Consider the following 17,430-nt stretch of genomic DNA (forward strand, 5'->3'; position numbering starts at 1 on the left):
TCTGTGTATCGGTCAGGCGGATCAGATCTCGTCGATCGAGGCGGACTCGAATCGGCTCGAGATGTTGATGCCCAGCTCCTCCGCGGCGCGGAAGGCCTCGTCGTCGGTGTCGCGCAGGCTGACGACTTCGCCGTCAGCGCCCAGCACCTCGACGTTCAGGCAGAGCGACTGCATTTCCTTCATGAGCACCTTGAAGGACTCGGGAATGCCCGGCTCCGGGATGTTCTCGCCCTTGACGATCGACTCGTACACCTTGACGCGGCCGAGGATGTCGTCGGACTTGACCGTGAGGAGCTCCTGCAGCGCGTAAGCGGCACCGTAGGCCTCGAGGGCCCACACCTCCATCTCACCGAAGCGCTGTCCACCGAACTGCGCCTTACCACCGAGCGGCTGCTGCGTGATCATCGAGTAAGGACCCGTCGAACGCGCGTGGATCTTGTCGTCCACGAGGTGGTGCAGCTTAAGGATGTACATGTAGCCGACCGAGATCGGGTACGGGTACGGCTCACCGGTGCGACCGTCGATCAGGTTGGCCTTGCCGTCGGCGCCGACCACCGTCTCGCCCGTCGGGCGGGGCAGCGTCGAACCGAGGAGGCCGCGGACCTCGTCCTCTTCCGCACCGTCGAACACCGGGGTGGCGACGGGGGTTCCGGCGGCGACCTCGCGGTACTCCTCCGGAATGTGGACCGCCCACTCGGGGTTGCCCTCGATCTTCCAGCCCTGCTGGGCGATCCATCCGAGGTGAACCTCGAGCACCTGGCCGAAGTTCATTCGACCGGGGATACCCATCGGGTTGAGGAGCACGTCGAGCGGCGTACCGTCCTCGAGGAACGGCATGTCCTCTTCGGGGAGGATACGGGCGATGACGCCCTTGTTTCCGTGGCGTCCCGCGAGCTTGTCGCCCTCGGTGATCTTGCGCTTCTGGGCAATGTAGACCACAACGCGGCGGTTGACGCCCGAGCCGAGCTCGTCGTCACCCTCTTCGGCGTCGAACTCCTTGACGGCGATGACGGTTCCCTGCTCACCGTGGGGCACCTTCAGCGACGTGTCGCGGACCTCGCGGCTCTTCTCGTTGAAGATCGCGCGGAGCAGACGCTCCTCGGCCGAGAGCTCGGTCTCACCCTTCGGCGTGACCTTGCCGACGAGGATGTCGCCGGGGCGAACCTCGGCGCCGATGCGGATGATGCCGCGCTCGTCGAGGTCCTTCAGCAGCTCGGGGCTGACGTTCGGAAGGTCACGGGTGATCTCTTCCTTACCCAGCTTCGTGTCGCGCGCGTCGATCTCGTATTCCTCGATGTGGATCGAGGTGAGGGTGTCTTCCTTCACCAGGCGCTGGTTCAGGATGATCGCGTCCTCGAAGTTGTAGCCCTCCCACGACATAAAGCCGATGAGGAGGTTCTTTCCGAGGGCGAGCTCGCCGTTGTCCGTCGAGGGACCATCGGCGATGACCTCGCCGACCTCGACGCGGTCACCGACGCGGACGGCGACCTTCTGGTTGTAGGTGTTGCCCTGGTTCGAGCGGTCGAACTTGCGCAGGAAGAAGTTCTGCGTGCCGCCCTCGTCGAGCTGGAGCGTGACGTAGGTCGCGGTGACGTCGGTGACGACACCGGCCTTGTCGGCGATGATCGAGTCGCCCGAGTCGATCGCGGCGAACTTCTCCATGCCGGTTCCGACGATCGGAGCTTCCGACTCGAGAAGCGGCACGGCCTGACGCTGCATGTTCGCGCCCATGAGCGCGCGGTTCGCGTCGTCGTGCTCGAGGAAGGGAATCAGCGCCGTACCGACCGACACCATCTGGCGCGGCGAGACGTCCATGTAGTGGACGTCCTCCGACGGGATGAGGTCGACGTCGTCACCGTGCTCGCGCGCAAGAACGCGCTCCTCGGCGAAGGATCCGTCGGCGTTGAGCTTCGTCGTCGCCGGGGCGACGTTGAAGGCCTGCTCCTCGGCGGCCGACAGGTAGTCGATCTGGTCGGTCACCTTGCCGTCGACGACGCGACGGTACGGGGTCTCGATGAAGCCGAAGGCGTTGATGCGGCCATAGGTCGCGAGACGACCGATCAGACCGATGTTCGGGCCTTCAGGGGTCTCGATCGGGCACATGCGGCCGTAGTGCGACGGGTGAACGTCGCGGACCTCGACGCCCGCGCGCTCGCGCGACAGACCACCCGGGCCGAGCGCCGACAGCGTGCGCTTGTGGGTGATGCCCGCGAGCGGGTTGTTCTGGTCCATGAACTGCGACAGCTGCGAGGTTCCGAAGAACTCCTTGATCGCGGCCACGACGGGGCGCACGTTGATCAGGGTCTGCGGCGTGATCGCCTCGATGTCCTGCGTGGTCATGCGCTCGCGCACGACGCGCTCCATGCGGCTCAGGCCCGTGCGGACCTGGTTCTGGATGAGCTCACCCACGGCGCGGATGCGGCGGTTGCCGAAGTTGTCGATGTCGTCGACGTCGATGCGCTTGGTGACGACCTCGCCGCCCTTCGTGACGCCCTCGAACTCGGTGTCGCCGCGGTGCAGGCGCACCATGTACTTGATCGTCTCGACGATGTCTTCGACCGTGAGCACCGAGTCGGTGAGCGGACGGTCGAGGCCGAGCTTCTGGTTCAGCTTGAAGCGGCCGACCTTCGCGAGGTCGTAGCGCTTGGGGTTGAAGTAGAAGTTGTCGAGAAGCGAACGCGCGGCCTCGGCCGCGACCTGCTCGCCCGGACGGATCTTGCGGTAGATGTCGCGAAGAGCGTCTTCCTGCGTGAGGACCGTGTCCTTCGCGAGGGTCTCCTCGATCGACGAGATGCCCGCGAACTCCTCGAGGATCTGCTCGCTCGTGAGACCGAGCGCCTTGAGGAAGACGGTCACCGACTGCTTGCGCTTGCGGTCGATGCGCACACCGACCTGGTCGCGCTTGTCGATCTCGAACTCGAGCCACGCACCGCGCGACGGAATGACGCGCGCCGAGACGACGTCCTTGTCACTGGTCTTGTCGGGCGTCTTGTCGAAGTAGACACCGGGCGAGCGCACGAGCTGCGAGACGACGACGCGCTCGGTGCCGTTGATGATGAAGGTTCCCTCGCGCGTCTGCAGCGGGAAGTCGCCCATGAAGACCGTCTGAGTCTTGATCTCACCGGTCTGGTGGTTCATGAACTCGGCCTCGACGTACAGGGGGGCCGCGTAGGTCTTGCCGCGGTCCTTGCAGTCGGCGATCGAGTACTTCTCGGGCTCGAGGTAGGGGTTCGCGAACGACAGCTGCATCGTCTCGGCGAGGTCGGTGATGGGCGAGATCTCCTCGAAGATCTCCTCCAGACCGCTTCGCTCGGAGACGTCAGTGCGTCCGGCTGCCTTCTGCTCAGCGACCTGAGCCTTCCAGTCGTCGTTGCCGACGAGCCAGTCGAAGGAGTCCTTCTGCAACGCGAGAAGGTCGGGGACCGTCAGAGCGTCGTTGACTTTTGCGAACGACAGACGCTGAGCGTCGCGTCCGTTCTTGGTGGTGGGAGTGGATGCGTTGCGCGAAGCAGCCAAGGGAATTGACCTCCGTGGATCCCAAGGGGGATCGTGTAGATTCCTTGCCGACAGGGTTGTGCGCGCCCGATCCGCGCCGCTATTTGCGGGGATCGATCTTCCGCCGACCACCATATGAAGGCAAAGAAGACACACTGAGCGCGTCTATTCACGGTACCCGACCGGACACGCGATGTCTAGCCTCGTAGTTGACTCACATATTCTTCTCGGGTATAAACGCGCATCCCATACGCTTGAGGCATGAACCTCTGGCCCTGGCACCTGTCGAGCACGAAATCGTGGCCCGCGTCCGGCACCACGCTGAGGAGCGGGCTCGTCCAGCTCATCGAGGCCGCGGCCGCACACGGCATCACCGTCCGCCAGAACGGCGCCCCCGGGATCCGCGTCAGCTCGTCCGCCTTCACCGGCCGCTCGCACGTCGAGTCGGTCCGGGCCGACTACACCGGATCCGAGATCACCTTCGACGCGCTCGTCGCCTCCCGGCACGAGGAGGTGCGCTACCCGGATCCCGACCGCGACGAGATCGTCGCGCGCACCGGCGGGCTCATCGACGAGGTGCAGCTACGCGCCGACCCCCTCACCGTCAACGGCGCCGAGGTGCGCGCCGAGGTGTCCGCGGTCAGCCTGCCCGTCGACTGGGTCGTCGTGCGCCACGAGGGCGAGCTCTACGGCACGATCGCGCCCCGGCGCGACGCCGCGAGCCGCCTGGCCGGCAGCTTCCGCCTCTCGGTCGCACAGGACGAGCTGGCCGCCCTCATCGCCGAGGCCGTGCGCACGGCGCTCAAGAGCGGCGCGCGCTGGACGGCCTCTCTGAAGGACCTCAAGCTCCGGATCACGCCGAACGGCGACGGCCGCGTCATCGCGACGATCGGCGCCAAGGGCAAGATCTTCTTCGTCCCGCTCTCCGGCCGGCTCGGCGTCGATGTGTCCGTCGCGCCCGACGGCACGCTGACGATCCACCGCGCGACCGCCGCGAGCCGCAGCCTGCTGTCAAAGCTGATCCTGCTCCCCCTCCGCTCGAACCTGCGCCGGCTCTCGGGGCGCACCCTCCGCCCCGAGGACGACGCCATCGGCGTCACCGGGGTCGCCATCGACGCGTCGGAGGGTCGCCTGACGGTTTCCGGTTCGCTGACGGGTCGCTGATGGGCCGGCAGCGCCAGAAGGACGCCGATTTTCCGACCGCCCGGCTCAGCGGCGGATCCCTCGCCGAGATCCGCCCGTCGGAGTTCGGATCCGGCTACGAGGTGATCGTCGACGGTACGCCCCAATCGCACGTCGACCTCGCGGATCCCGCGAACCTCGCGTTCGAGTACGTCGCCCGCATGGGCGCCGTCATCGACCAGCTGCCCGAGGGGCCGATCTCCGCCGTGCACCTCGGCGCGGGCGGCCTGACGATCCCCCGGTACATCGCGCACACGCGCCCCGGATCCCGCCAGCAGGTCGTCGAGCTCGAGCAGCCGCTCGTCGAACTCGTCCGCGAGAACCTGCCCCTGCCGCGCGACGCGCAGGTGAAGCTGCGCTACGGCGACGCCCGCGAGGGGCTCACGCGCATGCCGCCCGCGCTGCGCGGATCCGCCGACCTGCTCGTCAGCGACGTGTACTCCGGCGCGCAGACGCCCGCGCATCTCACGAGCGTCGAGTTCTACCGCGAAGCGGCCGCGATGCTCTCGCCGACGGGCGTGCTGCTCGTGAACGTCGCAGACGGATCCGGCCTGCAGTTCGCGCGCCGGCAGGCCGCCACCGTGCAGCACGTGCTGCCGCACCTCGCGATCCTCGCGGAGGTGCAGGTGCTGAAGGGCCGGCGGTTCGGCAACCTCGTCTTCGCGGCGTCGGCCACACCGCTGCCGACCGAGTGGCTTCCGCGTCTCATGGCGGCCGGCCCGCACCCCGCGAAGATCGCCGAGGGGCGCGAGGTCGACCAGTTCATCGGCGGCGCGCTGCCGTCGTACGACGCCGACGCGACCGCGTCGCCCAAGCCGTCGCTCTCGCTTTTCGAGCGGTGATCCGCGTGCCTCAGGCGACCGCGAGGCGCGACGAGGCAGGATAGACATCTGCACGAAGACGAAAGGGGTTCGGCGTGGGCTTCATTCAGGGATACGACAAGGACACCCTGCAGGAGATCGTCGACCGCTCGGCCGTGTACGACCGCCTCGTCGAGATCACCGGCCAGCGCAGTTTTCCCTCGCAGCTCGAGCAGGTGTGGCTCTACAAGGTGCTCGGAGAGCTCGACGACGCCCTCCGGATCGCCGAGCACGCCGTTCGGCTCGCCCGGATGTCGGGCACGCGCAAGGACCTGTTGCACGCGCGCATCATGCACGCGTCGGTCAACCACCTGCGCGGTGCGTTCTCGCGCGCGGAGACCGAGCTGACGACCTGCATCGAGGAGGCCGACGGCCAGAAGTGGCCGCGGATCGCCGCCCTCGCGCACTCCCACCGCGGCAAGGTCCGCTACGACGCAGGCGACTACGAGGGGGCCCGGAGCGACTTCAAGCGCGAGCTCTTCCTCCGCCAGGAGATGGGCGCCGACGACGAGACGCTCGAGCAGACGATGACCTTCATCGAGGCCGCCGAGTCGAAGCGCGGCTCGACCGCGACAGGGCTGTTCGCGTAGTTCGCGTGTCGGTGGTCCCTTCTACGATTGCGGCATGGCTGATCTGCGGAAGGTGACGGTGTGGGCGCACGCCCTCATCCGCATGCACCTCGATCCGTCGTGGACCTTCGCGTTCGACAACGCGAAGAAGCGCGCCGGCGCGTGCCACTTCGCGCAGCGCCGCATCTCCGTGTCGCGATACCTCGCGGCGCGCTTCGAGGACGACGACGTCCACCAGACGCTGCTACACGAGGTCGCCCACGCCATCGCCGGCCCGGCCGCGGGGCATGGCCCCGCGTGGAAGAAGATCGCGCGCGAGCTCGGCTACGTCGGCGGAGCGACGCACGCCCTCGAAACCGCCACCGAGCTCGCGCCGTGGGTCGGCGTGTGCCCCAACGGCCACCTCGCCTACCGCCACCGCCGGCCCAGCCGTCCATCGTCGTGCGCGCGGTGCTCCCGCACCTTCGATCCCGCGCTCCTGCTGCGCTGGAGCCGCCGCGAGATCACCCCCGCAACCCGCCGCGCCGCGGCGACACCCCGCTAGGCGATCCGCCGCCGCTCGCGAGGGCCGCTCCCGGAAGCGAGCGCCGGGTGCTCCCGTCGCAAAATCGGCTCCTCAACCCGGCGCGGGCAGCAGATATTGTCACCGGAACGGGTCCTGCGACCGGCGGCAGCGGATCCGGGCCCGCGCGCGCCCGCGCGCTGCGCGCTCCGGTCGCAAAATCTGCTCTTCAACCAGGCGTGAACAGCAGAAATTGTCACCGGAACGGAAAACGGCGGCTCCCCGGGGAGCCGCCGTTTCGCTTGGCGTCAGTCCTCTTCGGCGATGATGACGCGGATCGGGTCGGTTTCGGCGTCGAGGGCGGCGGCGTCCTTGATCTCGTCGCGGCGGCCGGCCTCCGCGAGGGCGAGGCCGGAGGCGCTGGCCGAGAGCAGGTGCTTGAGCGCGCGCTTCAGCGGGCGGAAGCCCTCCGTCGCGACGGCGACATCGGGGGCGGAGTGGTCGAGGCCGCGCGCGGAGAGGCCGTCGGCGATGGCGCCGGCGGCGAGGTAGTCCTCGACGGCGAAGAATCCGTCGTCGCCGGCGAGCACGAGGTTGATGGCGGTGCGGCCGCCGCGCGCGATTTGCTCGTCGAAGACGGCCTGGGCCGTTGCCGACGCGTTGCGGAGGTTGCCGATGAACACCGTGGGCTTCTTCGGCAACGCCGCCGCGTCGGCGGCGAGCTTCTCCGCGGATCCGAACACATCGATCACCACGACGATGCCCGAGGACGCGAGCTGCGTGAGGGCCTTCTCACCCCAGCCGAGGCGAACCTGATACGTGGACTGCGAGCGCGTGTCGGTCATGGATCCAGGCTACGACGCCCGCCGCCGGCCCCGCACGTCAGTCGTCACACGACGTAGCGCGGCGGATCCGGCGTCACCAAACTCGGAGAAATCACGAAACTCGGCGCCTTGGGGCGAAAACATCCGAGATTCATGACATCTCCGACATCGGTGCCGGGGCGATGCGGCATAGCCTGGTCAGGTGGAACAGCTGCATGACACCGAGTGGCGCGGCTTCGCGTCGGACAACTACGCCGGAACCCACCCCGAGGTGCTCGCGGCGCTCGCCGCGGCGAACGGCGGGCACGCGCCCGCATACGGCGAGGATCCGTACACGCAGGCCCTGCGCGAGAGGTTCCGCGAGCTGCTGGGGGCGCAGACCCAGGTCTATCCCGTGTTCAACGGAACCGGGGCGAACGTCGTCGGGATCCAGAGCCTCCTCACGCGCTGGGGCGGTGTCATCGCGCCCGCGATCGCCCACGTCAACACCGACGAGGGCGGCGCGCCGGAGAAGGTCGGCGGCTTCAAGATCATCCCGGTGCAGACGCCCGACGCGAAGCTCACGCCCGAGCTGATCCGTGCGCACGCCGGGTCCCGCGGGGTGCACACGATTGTGCCGCAGGTGGTCTCGATCACGCAGTCGACCGAGCTCGGCACCCTCTACTCCCCCGACGAGATCCGGGCGATCACCGACACGGCGCACGAACTGGGCCTCGCCGTCCACGTCGACGGCGCGCGCATCGCCAATGCGGTCGCGGCGCTCGGCGTCTCGCTCGCGGACGCGCTTCCGGGCGTCGACGTGCTGAGCTTCGGCGGCACGAAGATTGGCGCGCTCGGGGCCGAGGCGGTCGTCGTGCGAGATCCGTCGCGCGTGACCGGCGTCGAGTTCCTGCAGAAGAACACCATGCAGCTCGCGAGCAAGATGCGCTTCGTCTCGGCGCAGCTGCTCGCGCTGCTCGAGGACGATCTGTGGATCCGCGCGGGCGCGCAGGCGAACGCGATGGCGGCGCGGCTGCGGAAGGGCGTGTCGGAGATCCCCGGGGTGCGCTTTACGCAGGAGACCCAGGCCAACGGCGTGTTCGCGATCCTGCCGCCCGGGGTGGCCGACAGGGTGCGCGAACACGTGATGTTCTACGACTGGAACACCGCGACGGGCGAGGTGCGCTGGCTCACCGCGTGGGACACCACCGCCGCCGACGTCGACCGCTTCGTCGGTCTCGTCAGCCGCTACGCCCGCACGACGTGACGACGATCCCGCCCCCTCAGCGCGAGAGAACCGGGATGTCGTAGCGCCGGGGCGTGCCGAAGCGGTGCGCCGTGACCGAGACGGCCTGCTCGCGCAGGAACGGCAGCATCTCGACGCGGCCCGCCCGGGTCACCTCGCCGTTCCAGATCGCGACGAGCGGGGATCCGCCGGTCGCGCGCAGGAGCCGCTCCCGGGATCCGCCGATCAACCGGATCCGGGTGCCCTGCGTTGCGAAGGTCTCGGCGCGAGCGGCCCAGCGCTCCGCGTCCTCGATGCGCAGCGTGACCCCGCGCTCGACGAGGAGGTCGCGCACGGCCTGCGAGGGAAGGGCCGGCGCCGAGACATCCACCCGCGAACCCGCGCGGAGCCCCGCCGCGACGACGCGGATGAGCTCCGCCTCGCGGGATCCTTCGAAGCGCACCGTGACGGGCACGGGCGCGTATCGCAGCACGTTCTGCTCGCAGGCGAGGCCCTGCACATCAACGGCTCGGGCGAACTCCGCTTCGGCCGCGGCCGCGTCGCTCGCGAGCGCCGCCGACAGCCATTCCCGGTCCGCCGGATCGGCGGCGCGCAGCGCGAGCCTCGACAGCGCATCGCCGGCGGAGGCTGAGCCGGCGGGCGCTGAGCCCGCGGGATCCGCGTCGGTCCAGGTGCCGAGCGCGAAGAGGTAGCTCGGCCCGCCGGCCTTCGTGCCGGGCCCGACCGACGACTTCTTCCAGCCACCGAACGGCTGCCGCTCGACGATCGCGCCCGTGGTGCCGCGGTTGACGTAGGCGTTTCCCGCCTCGATGCGTGCGAGCCAGAGACCGATCTCGTCCTCGTCGAGCGAGTGCAGGCCGCTCGTGAGGCCGTAGTCGACGGCGTTGACGATGTCGATCGCCTCCTCAAGCGTCTCGGCGGTCATGATTCCCGCGACGGGGCCGAAGTACTCCGTCAGGTGGAACTCGGATCCGGGGCGCACGCCGAGGCGAATCCCGGGCGTCCACAGCGCCTCGCCGAGCTGGCGTGGCTCGAGCAGCCAGCTCTGACCCTCCTCGAGCGTCGTCAGCCCCCGCAGGAGCTTGCCTTCGGCGGGCGCGATCAGCGGCCCGATGCGGGAGGCCTCGTCCCACGGCATGCCGACGGCGTAGCCCTCGACGGCGTCGAGCAGCTGCCTGCGGAAGCGCTCGCTCTCCCCGACGGATCCGACCAGCACGATCAGCGACGCCGCCGAGCACTTCTGCCCCGCATGGCCGAACGCCGAGTTCGCGATGTCGCGGGCGGCGAGGTCGAGGTCGGCGCTCGGCGTGACGATGATGGCGTTCTTGCCGCTCGTCTCCGCCAGCAGCGTCAGCCCGGGTCGGACCTCGCGGAACCTCTCCGCCGTCTCGTAGGAGCCCGTGAGGATCACGCGCTCCACGCGTTCGTCGCCGATCAGGCGGGATCCGAGATCGCCCGCCGGGCGCACGAGCCGCAGCGCATCTCGAGGCACCCCCGCCGCCCAGAGCGCCTCGGCGATGACCGCACCCGTGCGGGCGGCGCGGCTCGCGGGCTTGAAAACGACGGCGGATCCCGCGGCGAGCGCCGCCAGAACACCGCCCGCGGGGATCGCGGCGGGGAAGTTCCACGGCGGGATCACCGCCGTCACCCGCACCGGCGCGAAGCGCGCGCCGTCGACGCGGCTGAGCGCCTCGGCGCCGTCCGCGTAGAACCGGGCGAAGTCGGCCGCCTCGCTGACCTCCGGATCCGATTGCTCGATGACCTTGCCGCACTCGGATCCCATCACCTCGATCAGCTCGCCCCGGCGCCGTTCGATCTCGTCGCCGGCACGGCGCAGGATCGCGGCCCGCTCGGACGCGGGGCGCGACCCCCAGTCGGAGGCCGCGACCTCCGCGATCGCCCCGTCGAGCTCTTCGGGAGTGCGGATCGTCGCGCGCTCGCTCGTGTCGCGACCGACCGTCGAGTGCGGCATCCGCTCGCGGATCGCGGCGGCCCAGTCGCGGTTGGCCGACAGGGACGGATCCGTGTCCGGGGCGTTGTGGAAGGGACCCGCGGCGGCCGGGACCGGGTCGGCGGCGCGGTCCATCGTGCGGGTCGGTTCGGGGGTGCCATCCGGGATCAGCTCGATCGACGCGAGGAAGCGGTCGCGCTCGCGGTCGAACGCCGACGGATCCTCGAGGTCGAAAACCGATGACATGAAGTTCTCGGCGCTCGCCCCTTCCTCGAGCCGTCGCACGAGATACGCGATCGCGACGTCGAACTCGCCGGGGTGCACCACCGGGGTGTACAGCAGCAGGGAGCCGACGTCTCGCCTCACGACCGCGGCCTGCTGCGTGGCCATGCCGAGCAGCATCTCGAACTCGACGGCGTCGCTCACGCCGCGGCGCTCCGCGAGCAGGCGCGCGAGGGCGACGTCGAACAGGTTGTGCCCGGCGACGCCGATCCGCACGTGCCGCACGCGCTCGGGCGTGAGCGCGTAGTCGAGGATCTTCTTGTAGTTCGCGTCGGTGTGCGCCTTGCCGGGCCACGTCGCCAGCGGCCAGCCGTGAATTTCGGCATCCACGCGTTCCATGGGCAGGTTCGCGCCCTTGACGAGCCGCACCTTGATCGGCTCGCCCCCTCGGGCGGCGGCCCACTCCTGCAGGCGCATCATCGCGGCGAGGCTGTCGGGCAGGTAGGCCTGCAGCACCACGCCGGCGCGTGCCGCGCGCAGCTCGGGGTCGTCGAGGATCCGCTCGAAGACGTCGAGCGTCAGGTCGAGATCCCGGTACTCCTCCATGTCGAGATTCACGAAGGTGTCGTGCCGGATCGCCGCGCGGTAGACGGGCGCGAGGGCAGCGGCCGCATCGGCGACGGCCCTCTCGTGCGCCCAGGGGCTGTGCGGCGCGACGGTCGACGAGACCTTGATCGAGACGTAGTCGACGTCGGGGCGCTCGATGAGGCGGATGGTGCCCGCCACCCTCCGCTCCGCCTCGCGGGATCCGAGCACCGCCTCGCCCAGGAGGTTCACGTTCAGACGCACGCCGCCGGATCCGATGCGCGCGAGCGCCGGCCCGAGCCTCGCATCGCTCGCGTCGACGACGAGGTGGCGCACCATCCCGCGCAGGACGCGGCGGGCGATGGGGACGACGAGTCGCGGGGCGACCGGCGCCACGGATCCGCCGAGCCGGACGAGCGCGCGCAGCGCTGGTGGGAGGAATCGGGGCGGCCGGCGCGCGATGTCGCGGAAGGCCCGCGCGCTGACGGCCGGATCCTCGGGGCGCACCACCTCGTCGACGAAACGGGTGGCGAATTCGAGCCCTCCCGGATCCTTCAGCAACCCGGCGAGGTTGCTCGCCGCCCGATCCACCGGCTCATGCCGAGCCGCCTCCACCCATGTCCGCACCTGCGCGATCGCCTCGTGAGCGAGCGCGAGGTCGATCCTCTGCGCGTTGTCCACTCCCCCATCGTGTCGCTCCCCACTCGCCCGCGCCAGGGGCATGTCCCACTTAAGGCGGGAAAGCCGGGGCCATACGCGCATCAAGTGGGACACGGGGCGAGGCATGTCCCACTTAAGGCGAGAAAGCTAGGCCCATACCCGCACCAAGTGGGACACGCCCCTAGTCGGCGGCGAGGGCCTCGACCGGGGAGATGCGGGTCGCGAGGCGGGTGGGGGTCACGGCGGCGAGCAGCGTCAGCACGGCCATGGCGACCAGGACGACCGTCACCGGCGCCCAGGGCACTCCGGGCGCGACGATCGCGGGCGTGCCGGCGACGGATCCGGCGGTCGCCTGCGCCCCGATCCACCCGTAGACGACTCCCAGCACGACGCCGAGCAGCGTCGACGCGATCGTAATGTGCGCCGCCTCGAGCAGCACCATGCGCCGGATCTGCGAGGTGGACAGGCCGAGCGCCCGTAGCAGCCCCAGCTCGGTCCGGCGCTGCACGACACCGATGGTGAGGAGGTTCACGAGGCCCACGGCGGCGATGATCGCGGAGAATCCGACGAGCGCCATCATGATCCCGCCGAACAGGTCGAGGAACGCGCTGACACCGGTCGCGTCGGCCTCCTCGGCCGTCAGGCCCGACACGAGCACCTTCTCGAGCGTCTCCGTCGCCACCGCGAACATCACCACGAGCGTGACGCCGACGACGACGCCGATCGACATGCGGCTGGATCGCTCGGGGTAGCGCAGGGCGTTCTCGGCCGCCATCCGGCTCGTGGCGGATCCGCCGAACGCCCTCCCGACGAGGCGCAGCACGGGCGGCATGATCGCCGTCGCGGCCAGCACGATCGCCGTGAACGACAGCAGACCGCCGACGAAGGCCACGACCACGGCGAGCGGCGTGAACAGGCCGAGCAACAGCCCGGCGACGAGCAGGAGCGTGCCGAGCAGGCCGAGCGCGATCCCGAAGCCCGCGCGGACGCGCCCTCCGCGCGCCTCCTCGTGGCTGCGGGCCACGGATCCGCCGAGCGCCTGCAGCGGCGTCACCGACAGCACGCGCCGGGATCCGCCCCACGCGGCCGCCCAGGTCGTGAGCACGACGATCACCGACGGCAGCGCCATCCATGCCTGGAACGCGTCGCCATAGGCGGGCGCGTCGAGGATCCGGCCCGCGGCCGCCGTACCGGCGAACGCGATGCCGACGCCGACGGCGAGGCCGATGGCGGATCCGATCGCACCGACGATGAGCCCCTGACCGGCGACCCGGCGGCGCTCGGCGCTGGCGGTGGATCCGATCAGCCGCAGCAGCGCGATCTCGCGCGTGCGGCCCGCGACGATCGTCGAGAAGGTGTTGGCGGTGACGATAGCGCCGACGTACATGGCGATGATGATGAAGATCCCGCTGAGGATCCCGACCATCAGACCGACCGTGCCGCCCTCGCCCATGGCGGTCTTGGCGAGGAAGCCGAGGTAGGCGGTCGTCGCGAGCAGCGTGACGCCGAAGGCCGACGACAGCGCCGCCACCAGCACGCTCGCGCCCATGCCGCGTTCGCGGAGGAAGCTCATGCCGCCGCCTCCTGCTCGAGGCGCAGCATGTGGGCCGAGATCTCCTCGGGCGTCTGGCGCGGCTTGTCGGCGACGATGCGCCCGTCGCCGAGGAAGAGCACCCGGTCGGCGAAGCTCGCCGCGACGGGGTCGTGGGTGACCATCGCGATCGACTGTCCGGTGTCGCTTGCTTCGCGCAGGATCCGCAACACGTCGCGTCCCGTTCGGGAGTCGAGGTTTCCGGTGGGCTCGTCGGCGAAGATCAGCTCGGGCGCCGCGGCGAGCGCGCGGGCGATCGCGACGCGCTGCTGCTGACCGCCGGACAGCTCGTGCGGCCGGTGGGTGAGGCGGCGTTCGAGGCCGAGTTCGTACACGAGGTCCTGTACGCGGTGCAGCTCGTCGGGTCGCGGGCGGCGGCCGTCGAGGTCGAAGGGCAGCAGGATGTTCGCCTTGACGTCGAGGGTCGGCACGAGGTTGAACGCCTGGAAGATGAAGCCCGCCTTGCGGCGGCGCAGGAGGGTGAGGTCGCGGTCGTTCAGGCCCGTGATCTCGGAGTCGCCGATGAACGCCTGGCCGCTCGTGGGAGCGTCGAGGCCCGCCATGATGTGCATGAGGGTCGATTTTCCGGATCCGGATGGGCCCATGATCGCGGTGAATTCGCCGCGGCGGATCCCGACGCTGACGTTGTCGAGGGCGGTGACGGTACCGTCGCCGGTTCCGTATGTCTTGGTGACGTGCGCGACGCTTGCCGCGAGGGTGTTGTCCATACCCTCGACGCTATTTTCCGCCGCTCCCCCGCGTCATCGGGCTCGAGCCTGATCACCGTACATCTCGGGGATGATCCTCGCTCCCCCTCGATATGGGTCGCCCGTTCGTGCCACCTCGCGGGCTGCCGCTGTGCCCGCGGCGCCGCGTCAGCCCGCGAGGCCGTGGTCGTATGCGAAGACGACGAGCTGCACGCGGTCGCGCAGCTGCAGCTTCGCGAGGATCCGGCTGATGTGGGTCTTCACCGTCGCCTCGCTGAGGAACTCGGCGGCCGCGATCTCGCCGTTGCTGAGTCCGCGCGCCGCGAGGGCGAAAATCTCCTTCTCCCGCTCGGTCAGCTGCGCGTACTCCGACGGCACGCGCTTGCGTTCGGCGTGTTGGGCGAACAGTTCGCGCGTCTGGCTCGCCGCGATCACGCTGGATCCGGCGTAGACCCCGCGGATCGCGGCGAGCAGGAACTCGGGATCCGCGTCCTTCAGCAGGAAGCCGCTCGCGCCCTGGCGGATCGCCCGCGCGGCGGCCTCGTCGAGGTCGAAGGTGGTGAGCATGACGATCTTCGGCGGATCCGGTTCGGCGAGGATCGCGGCGGTCGCCTCGAGCCCGTCCATGACGGGCATGCGGATGTCCATCAGGACGATGTCGGGCTTCTCGCGCGCGACGAGCGCGATCGCTTCGCGCCCGTCGCCCGCCTCGCCGACGACGCTCAGGTCGGGCTGCGAGTCGACGAGCATGCGGATGCCGACGCGGAACAGCGGCTGGTCGTCGACGAGGGCGACGGAGATCATTCGGTTCCTTCCCACGGGATCGCGGCGCGCACCACGAAGCGGTCGCCCCCGTGTTCGATGTCGAGGGATCCGCCGACGAGCGCCGCGCGCTCGCGCATGCCGATGATGCCATGCCCGAGGCCGTCGCGCGCGGAATGCCGCTCGCCCGTGGCGTCGTTCGCGACGGTGACGGTGACGGATCCGGGTTGCCACGCGAGCGTCACGTCCACGCCGCCGCCCGTGCGGTGGCGGAGCGCGTTCGTGAGGGCCTCCTGCAGGATCCGGTACACCGCGAGCTGCACCGAGGCCGGAACGTCGCCGCGCGGGGCCGGGTCGATGTCGACGCGGAGGTCGACGCCGGCCGCGCGGATCTGCCCGAACAGCGCGTCGAGATCGGCGATCGTCGGCTGGGGCCCCTCGGCCTCGCGGTGGCGCAGCTGCGCGAGCAGCATGCGCACGTCCGCGAGCGCGGATCCGGCGGTCTGCGCGATCGTCGCGAGGGTGTCGAGCGCGATCTGTGGATCCGTTCTGCCCGCGTATCGGGCGCCGTTGGCCTGCGCGACGACGACGGCGAGCGAGTGGGCGACGACGTCGTGCATGTCGCGGGCGATGCGTCCGCGCTCCTGCTCGGCCTGTGCGACGGCCTCGGCCGCCCGCTGCGCGGCACGGTTGTCCTGCGCGCGGTGCAGGGCTCGCACGAGGGCTCCGCCGGTCCAGGCGAGACCGAAGCCGAACAGCGCAACGAGCGCGGTGCTGATGATGCCATCCGCCGGGTCGTAGTACGGGTCCGCGGTCGTGTTCACGCCCATGAGGAACATGTAGCTCGCGATCGCGAGCGCGCCGAGCGCGGTCGAGGCGGCGCCGAGCCACATCACCAGGCGAGATCCGTATGCGGCCGTGACGTAGATCACGCCGAAGATCGCGATGTTCGTCGGCAGTGGCGGCAGGAGCAAGAGCATCTGCACGATGGCGCCGAACCACGCGACCGCGAGCGATAGGCCGGGCGAGAGTCGGCGGATCGCGAGCGCGATCGACATGAATCCCGCGATCAGCGGCATGAACGCGATGTTGTCGTACGGCGCGTAAACGGTCGAGAACGCCGTGAGCGCGAAGAAGGCGACCGCGATCCCGCTGTCGACGGAGATCCGGATCCACCCGATGGAGCGGAACATTCTCCTCAGCGTATGCGCAGCCGCCCCGCCGCGCGTCATCCGCGGGATGTAGTTGGGGCGTGGGGGCCGCCGTGCCCCGGCGCCGTGCACCGCAAGGCGGACGAGGAGAGCGCACCCCCGTGCGCCGACGAAGACCACACCGCGGGACGCGGTGCCCCGGCGCCGTGCACCGCAAGGCGGACGAGGAGAGCGCACCCCCGTGCGCCGACGAGGACAACGCCGCGGGGCGCGGTGTCGGGGGTTAGCGGAGGGCGCCGACGCTGGCGAGGGCTTGGCGGATGAGAGTCCCGCGCCCGCCCTCCATCTCGGCGGCGAGCGCGTCGGAGGCGGCCTGTTCGGGGGTGAGCCAGGTGACTTCGAGCGCGTCTTGGCGGGGCTCGCACGTTCCGGTGACGGGCACGACGAAGGCGAGCGATACGGCGTGCTGGCGGTCGTCGTGGTAGGGCGTGATCCCGGGGATCGGGAAGTATTCGGCGACGGTGAAGGGCACGGGCTGCGGCGGCACCTGGGGGAAGGCCATGGGGCCGAGGTCGTTTTCGAGGTGCCGGTAGAGCGCGTCGCGCACGGTCTCGCCGAAGCGCACGCGGCCGGAGACGACGGTGCGGGTGAGTTCGCCGACGCTCGTGGAGCGCAGCAGGATCCCGATCTCGGTGACTTGTCCGGATCCGTCGGTGCGCACCGGTACGGCTTCGACGTAGAGCATCGGGATGCGGCGCCGGGCCTCGGCGAGCTCGATGTCGCTGAGCCAGGCGGGGTTCGTGGATCCGCCGGGCACGCTGCCGACGCCGCTCAGGTCGCTCGAGTAGTCGTCGGGCTGGTCCTGCGGGTCGGGATCCGGGGTGCGCACCGTCATGGCATCACGCTACCCCGGATCATCGCTTTCGCGACAAATCATCAAGTCTCCGACGAATCATCCCGCGCTGACGGCTGATTCGTCGGAGACTTGATGAGGCGTGGGGTTGTGGATGACTCGTCCTAGGGCGTGTTGATCAAGAGGTTCAGGCTCAGGATCGGCGAGTCTCGATGGTGTGACGCGTCAGGAGATCTCGGATGAGGTGTGGGCTGTTCTGGAGCCGCTGATGCCGGTGCCGGTCGGCAGGTC

13 protein-coding genes are annotated in these 17,430 nt (G+C 69.9%); 5 read left to right on the top strand and 8 right to left on the bottom strand.

Features of this window, described 5'->3' with window-relative positions:
- Positions 1-21: 21 nt before the first annotated feature.
- Positions 22-3,516, bottom strand: coding sequence for a DNA-directed RNA polymerase subunit beta (gene rpoB, locus IEX05_RS14065; RefSeq protein WP_188702939.1), 3,495 nt, complete (start codon positions 3,514-3,516; stop codon positions 22-24).
- A 240-nt stretch (positions 3,517-3,756) separates the two neighbouring features.
- Between rpoB and IEX05_RS14070 the strand changes: the two genes are divergently transcribed.
- The 4 genes from IEX05_RS14070 to IEX05_RS14085 all read left to right on the top strand — a co-directional run bounded on the left by IEX05_RS14070 (position 3,757) and on the right by IEX05_RS14085 (position 6,650).
- A complete protein-coding gene (locus tag IEX05_RS14070; protein ID WP_188702941.1) occupies positions 3,757-4,659 on the top strand; it encodes a hypothetical protein in 903 nt (300 codons plus the stop codon).
- Positions 4,659-5,519 carry a spermidine synthase gene (locus IEX05_RS14075; protein WP_188702944.1) on the top strand — a complete coding sequence of 287 codons (861 nt, stop codon included), beginning with the start codon at positions 4,659-4,661 and terminating at the stop codon, positions 5,517-5,519. Before IEX05_RS14070 ends, IEX05_RS14075 begins: the two co-directional genes overlap by 1 nt.
- A 74-nt stretch (positions 5,520-5,593) precedes the next feature.
- The gene (locus tag IEX05_RS14080) at positions 5,594-6,127 is read left to right on the top strand and encodes a hypothetical protein (protein WP_188702946.1); all 534 of its coding nucleotides are present in this window, start codon (positions 5,594-5,596) and stop codon (positions 6,125-6,127) included.
- A gap of 34 nt (positions 6,128-6,161) precedes the next feature.
- On the top strand, positions 6,162-6,650 hold the full coding sequence (locus tag IEX05_RS14085; RefSeq protein WP_188702949.1) for a SprT-like domain-containing protein: 489 nt from the start codon (positions 6,162-6,164) through the stop codon (positions 6,648-6,650).
- Between the two features lie 266 nt (positions 6,651-6,916).
- Here the strand turns inward: IEX05_RS14085 and IEX05_RS14090 are convergent, their stop codons facing one another.
- Complete coding sequence (locus IEX05_RS14090; protein ID WP_188702950.1) at positions 6,917-7,453, bottom strand: 2-phosphosulfolactate phosphatase; 537 nt, start codon at positions 7,451-7,453, stop codon at positions 6,917-6,919.
- Between the two features lie 181 nt (positions 7,454-7,634).
- Between IEX05_RS14090 and IEX05_RS14095 the strand changes: the two genes are divergently transcribed.
- Positions 7,635-8,678, top strand: a complete 1,044-nt coding sequence (locus tag IEX05_RS14095) for a threonine aldolase family protein (protein ID WP_188702952.1) — start codon at positions 7,635-7,637, stop codon at positions 8,676-8,678.
- A 16-nt stretch (positions 8,679-8,694) separates the two neighbouring features.
- Here the strand turns inward: IEX05_RS14095 and IEX05_RS14100 are convergent, their stop codons facing one another.
- The 6 genes from IEX05_RS14100 to IEX05_RS14125 all read right to left on the bottom strand — a co-directional run bounded on the left by IEX05_RS14100 (position 8,695) and on the right by IEX05_RS14125 (position 17,181).
- Positions 8,695-12,138 carry a bifunctional proline dehydrogenase/L-glutamate gamma-semialdehyde dehydrogenase gene (locus IEX05_RS14100; protein WP_188702954.1) on the bottom strand — a complete coding sequence of 1,148 codons (3,444 nt, stop codon included), beginning with the start codon at positions 12,136-12,138 and terminating at the stop codon, positions 8,695-8,697.
- 118 nt (positions 12,139-12,256) lie between these two features.
- A complete protein-coding gene (locus IEX05_RS14105) occupies positions 12,257-13,648 on the bottom strand; it encodes an ABC transporter permease (protein ID WP_229661344.1) in 1,392 nt (463 codons plus the stop codon).
- Positions 13,645-14,394: an ABC transporter ATP-binding protein gene (locus IEX05_RS14110; RefSeq protein WP_188702956.1), complete on the bottom strand. Its 750-nt coding sequence runs from the start codon at positions 14,392-14,394 to the stop codon at positions 13,645-13,647. The genes IEX05_RS14105 and IEX05_RS14110 overlap by 4 nt, the downstream gene beginning before the upstream one ends.
- A gap of 147 nt (positions 14,395-14,541) precedes the next feature.
- On the bottom strand, positions 14,542-15,177 hold the full coding sequence (locus tag IEX05_RS14115; RefSeq protein WP_188702958.1) for a response regulator: 636 nt from the start codon (positions 15,175-15,177) through the stop codon (positions 14,542-14,544).
- A complete protein-coding gene (locus tag IEX05_RS14120) occupies positions 15,174-16,328 on the bottom strand; it encodes a sensor histidine kinase (RefSeq protein ID WP_188702960.1) in 1,155 nt (384 codons plus the stop codon). The genes IEX05_RS14115 and IEX05_RS14120 overlap by 4 nt, the downstream gene beginning before the upstream one ends.
- Positions 16,329-16,569: 241 nt before the next feature.
- Entirely contained in the window at positions 16,570-17,181 is a 612-nt protein-coding gene (locus tag IEX05_RS14125) for a DUF4916 domain-containing protein (protein WP_188702961.1), read from the bottom strand.
- Positions 17,182-17,430 lie beyond the last annotated feature (249 nt).

It is taken from the genome of Microbacterium nanhaiense, assembly GCF_014646015.1.
Classification (GTDB): Bacteria; Actinomycetota; Actinomycetes; order Actinomycetales; family Microbacteriaceae; genus Microbacterium; species Microbacterium nanhaiense.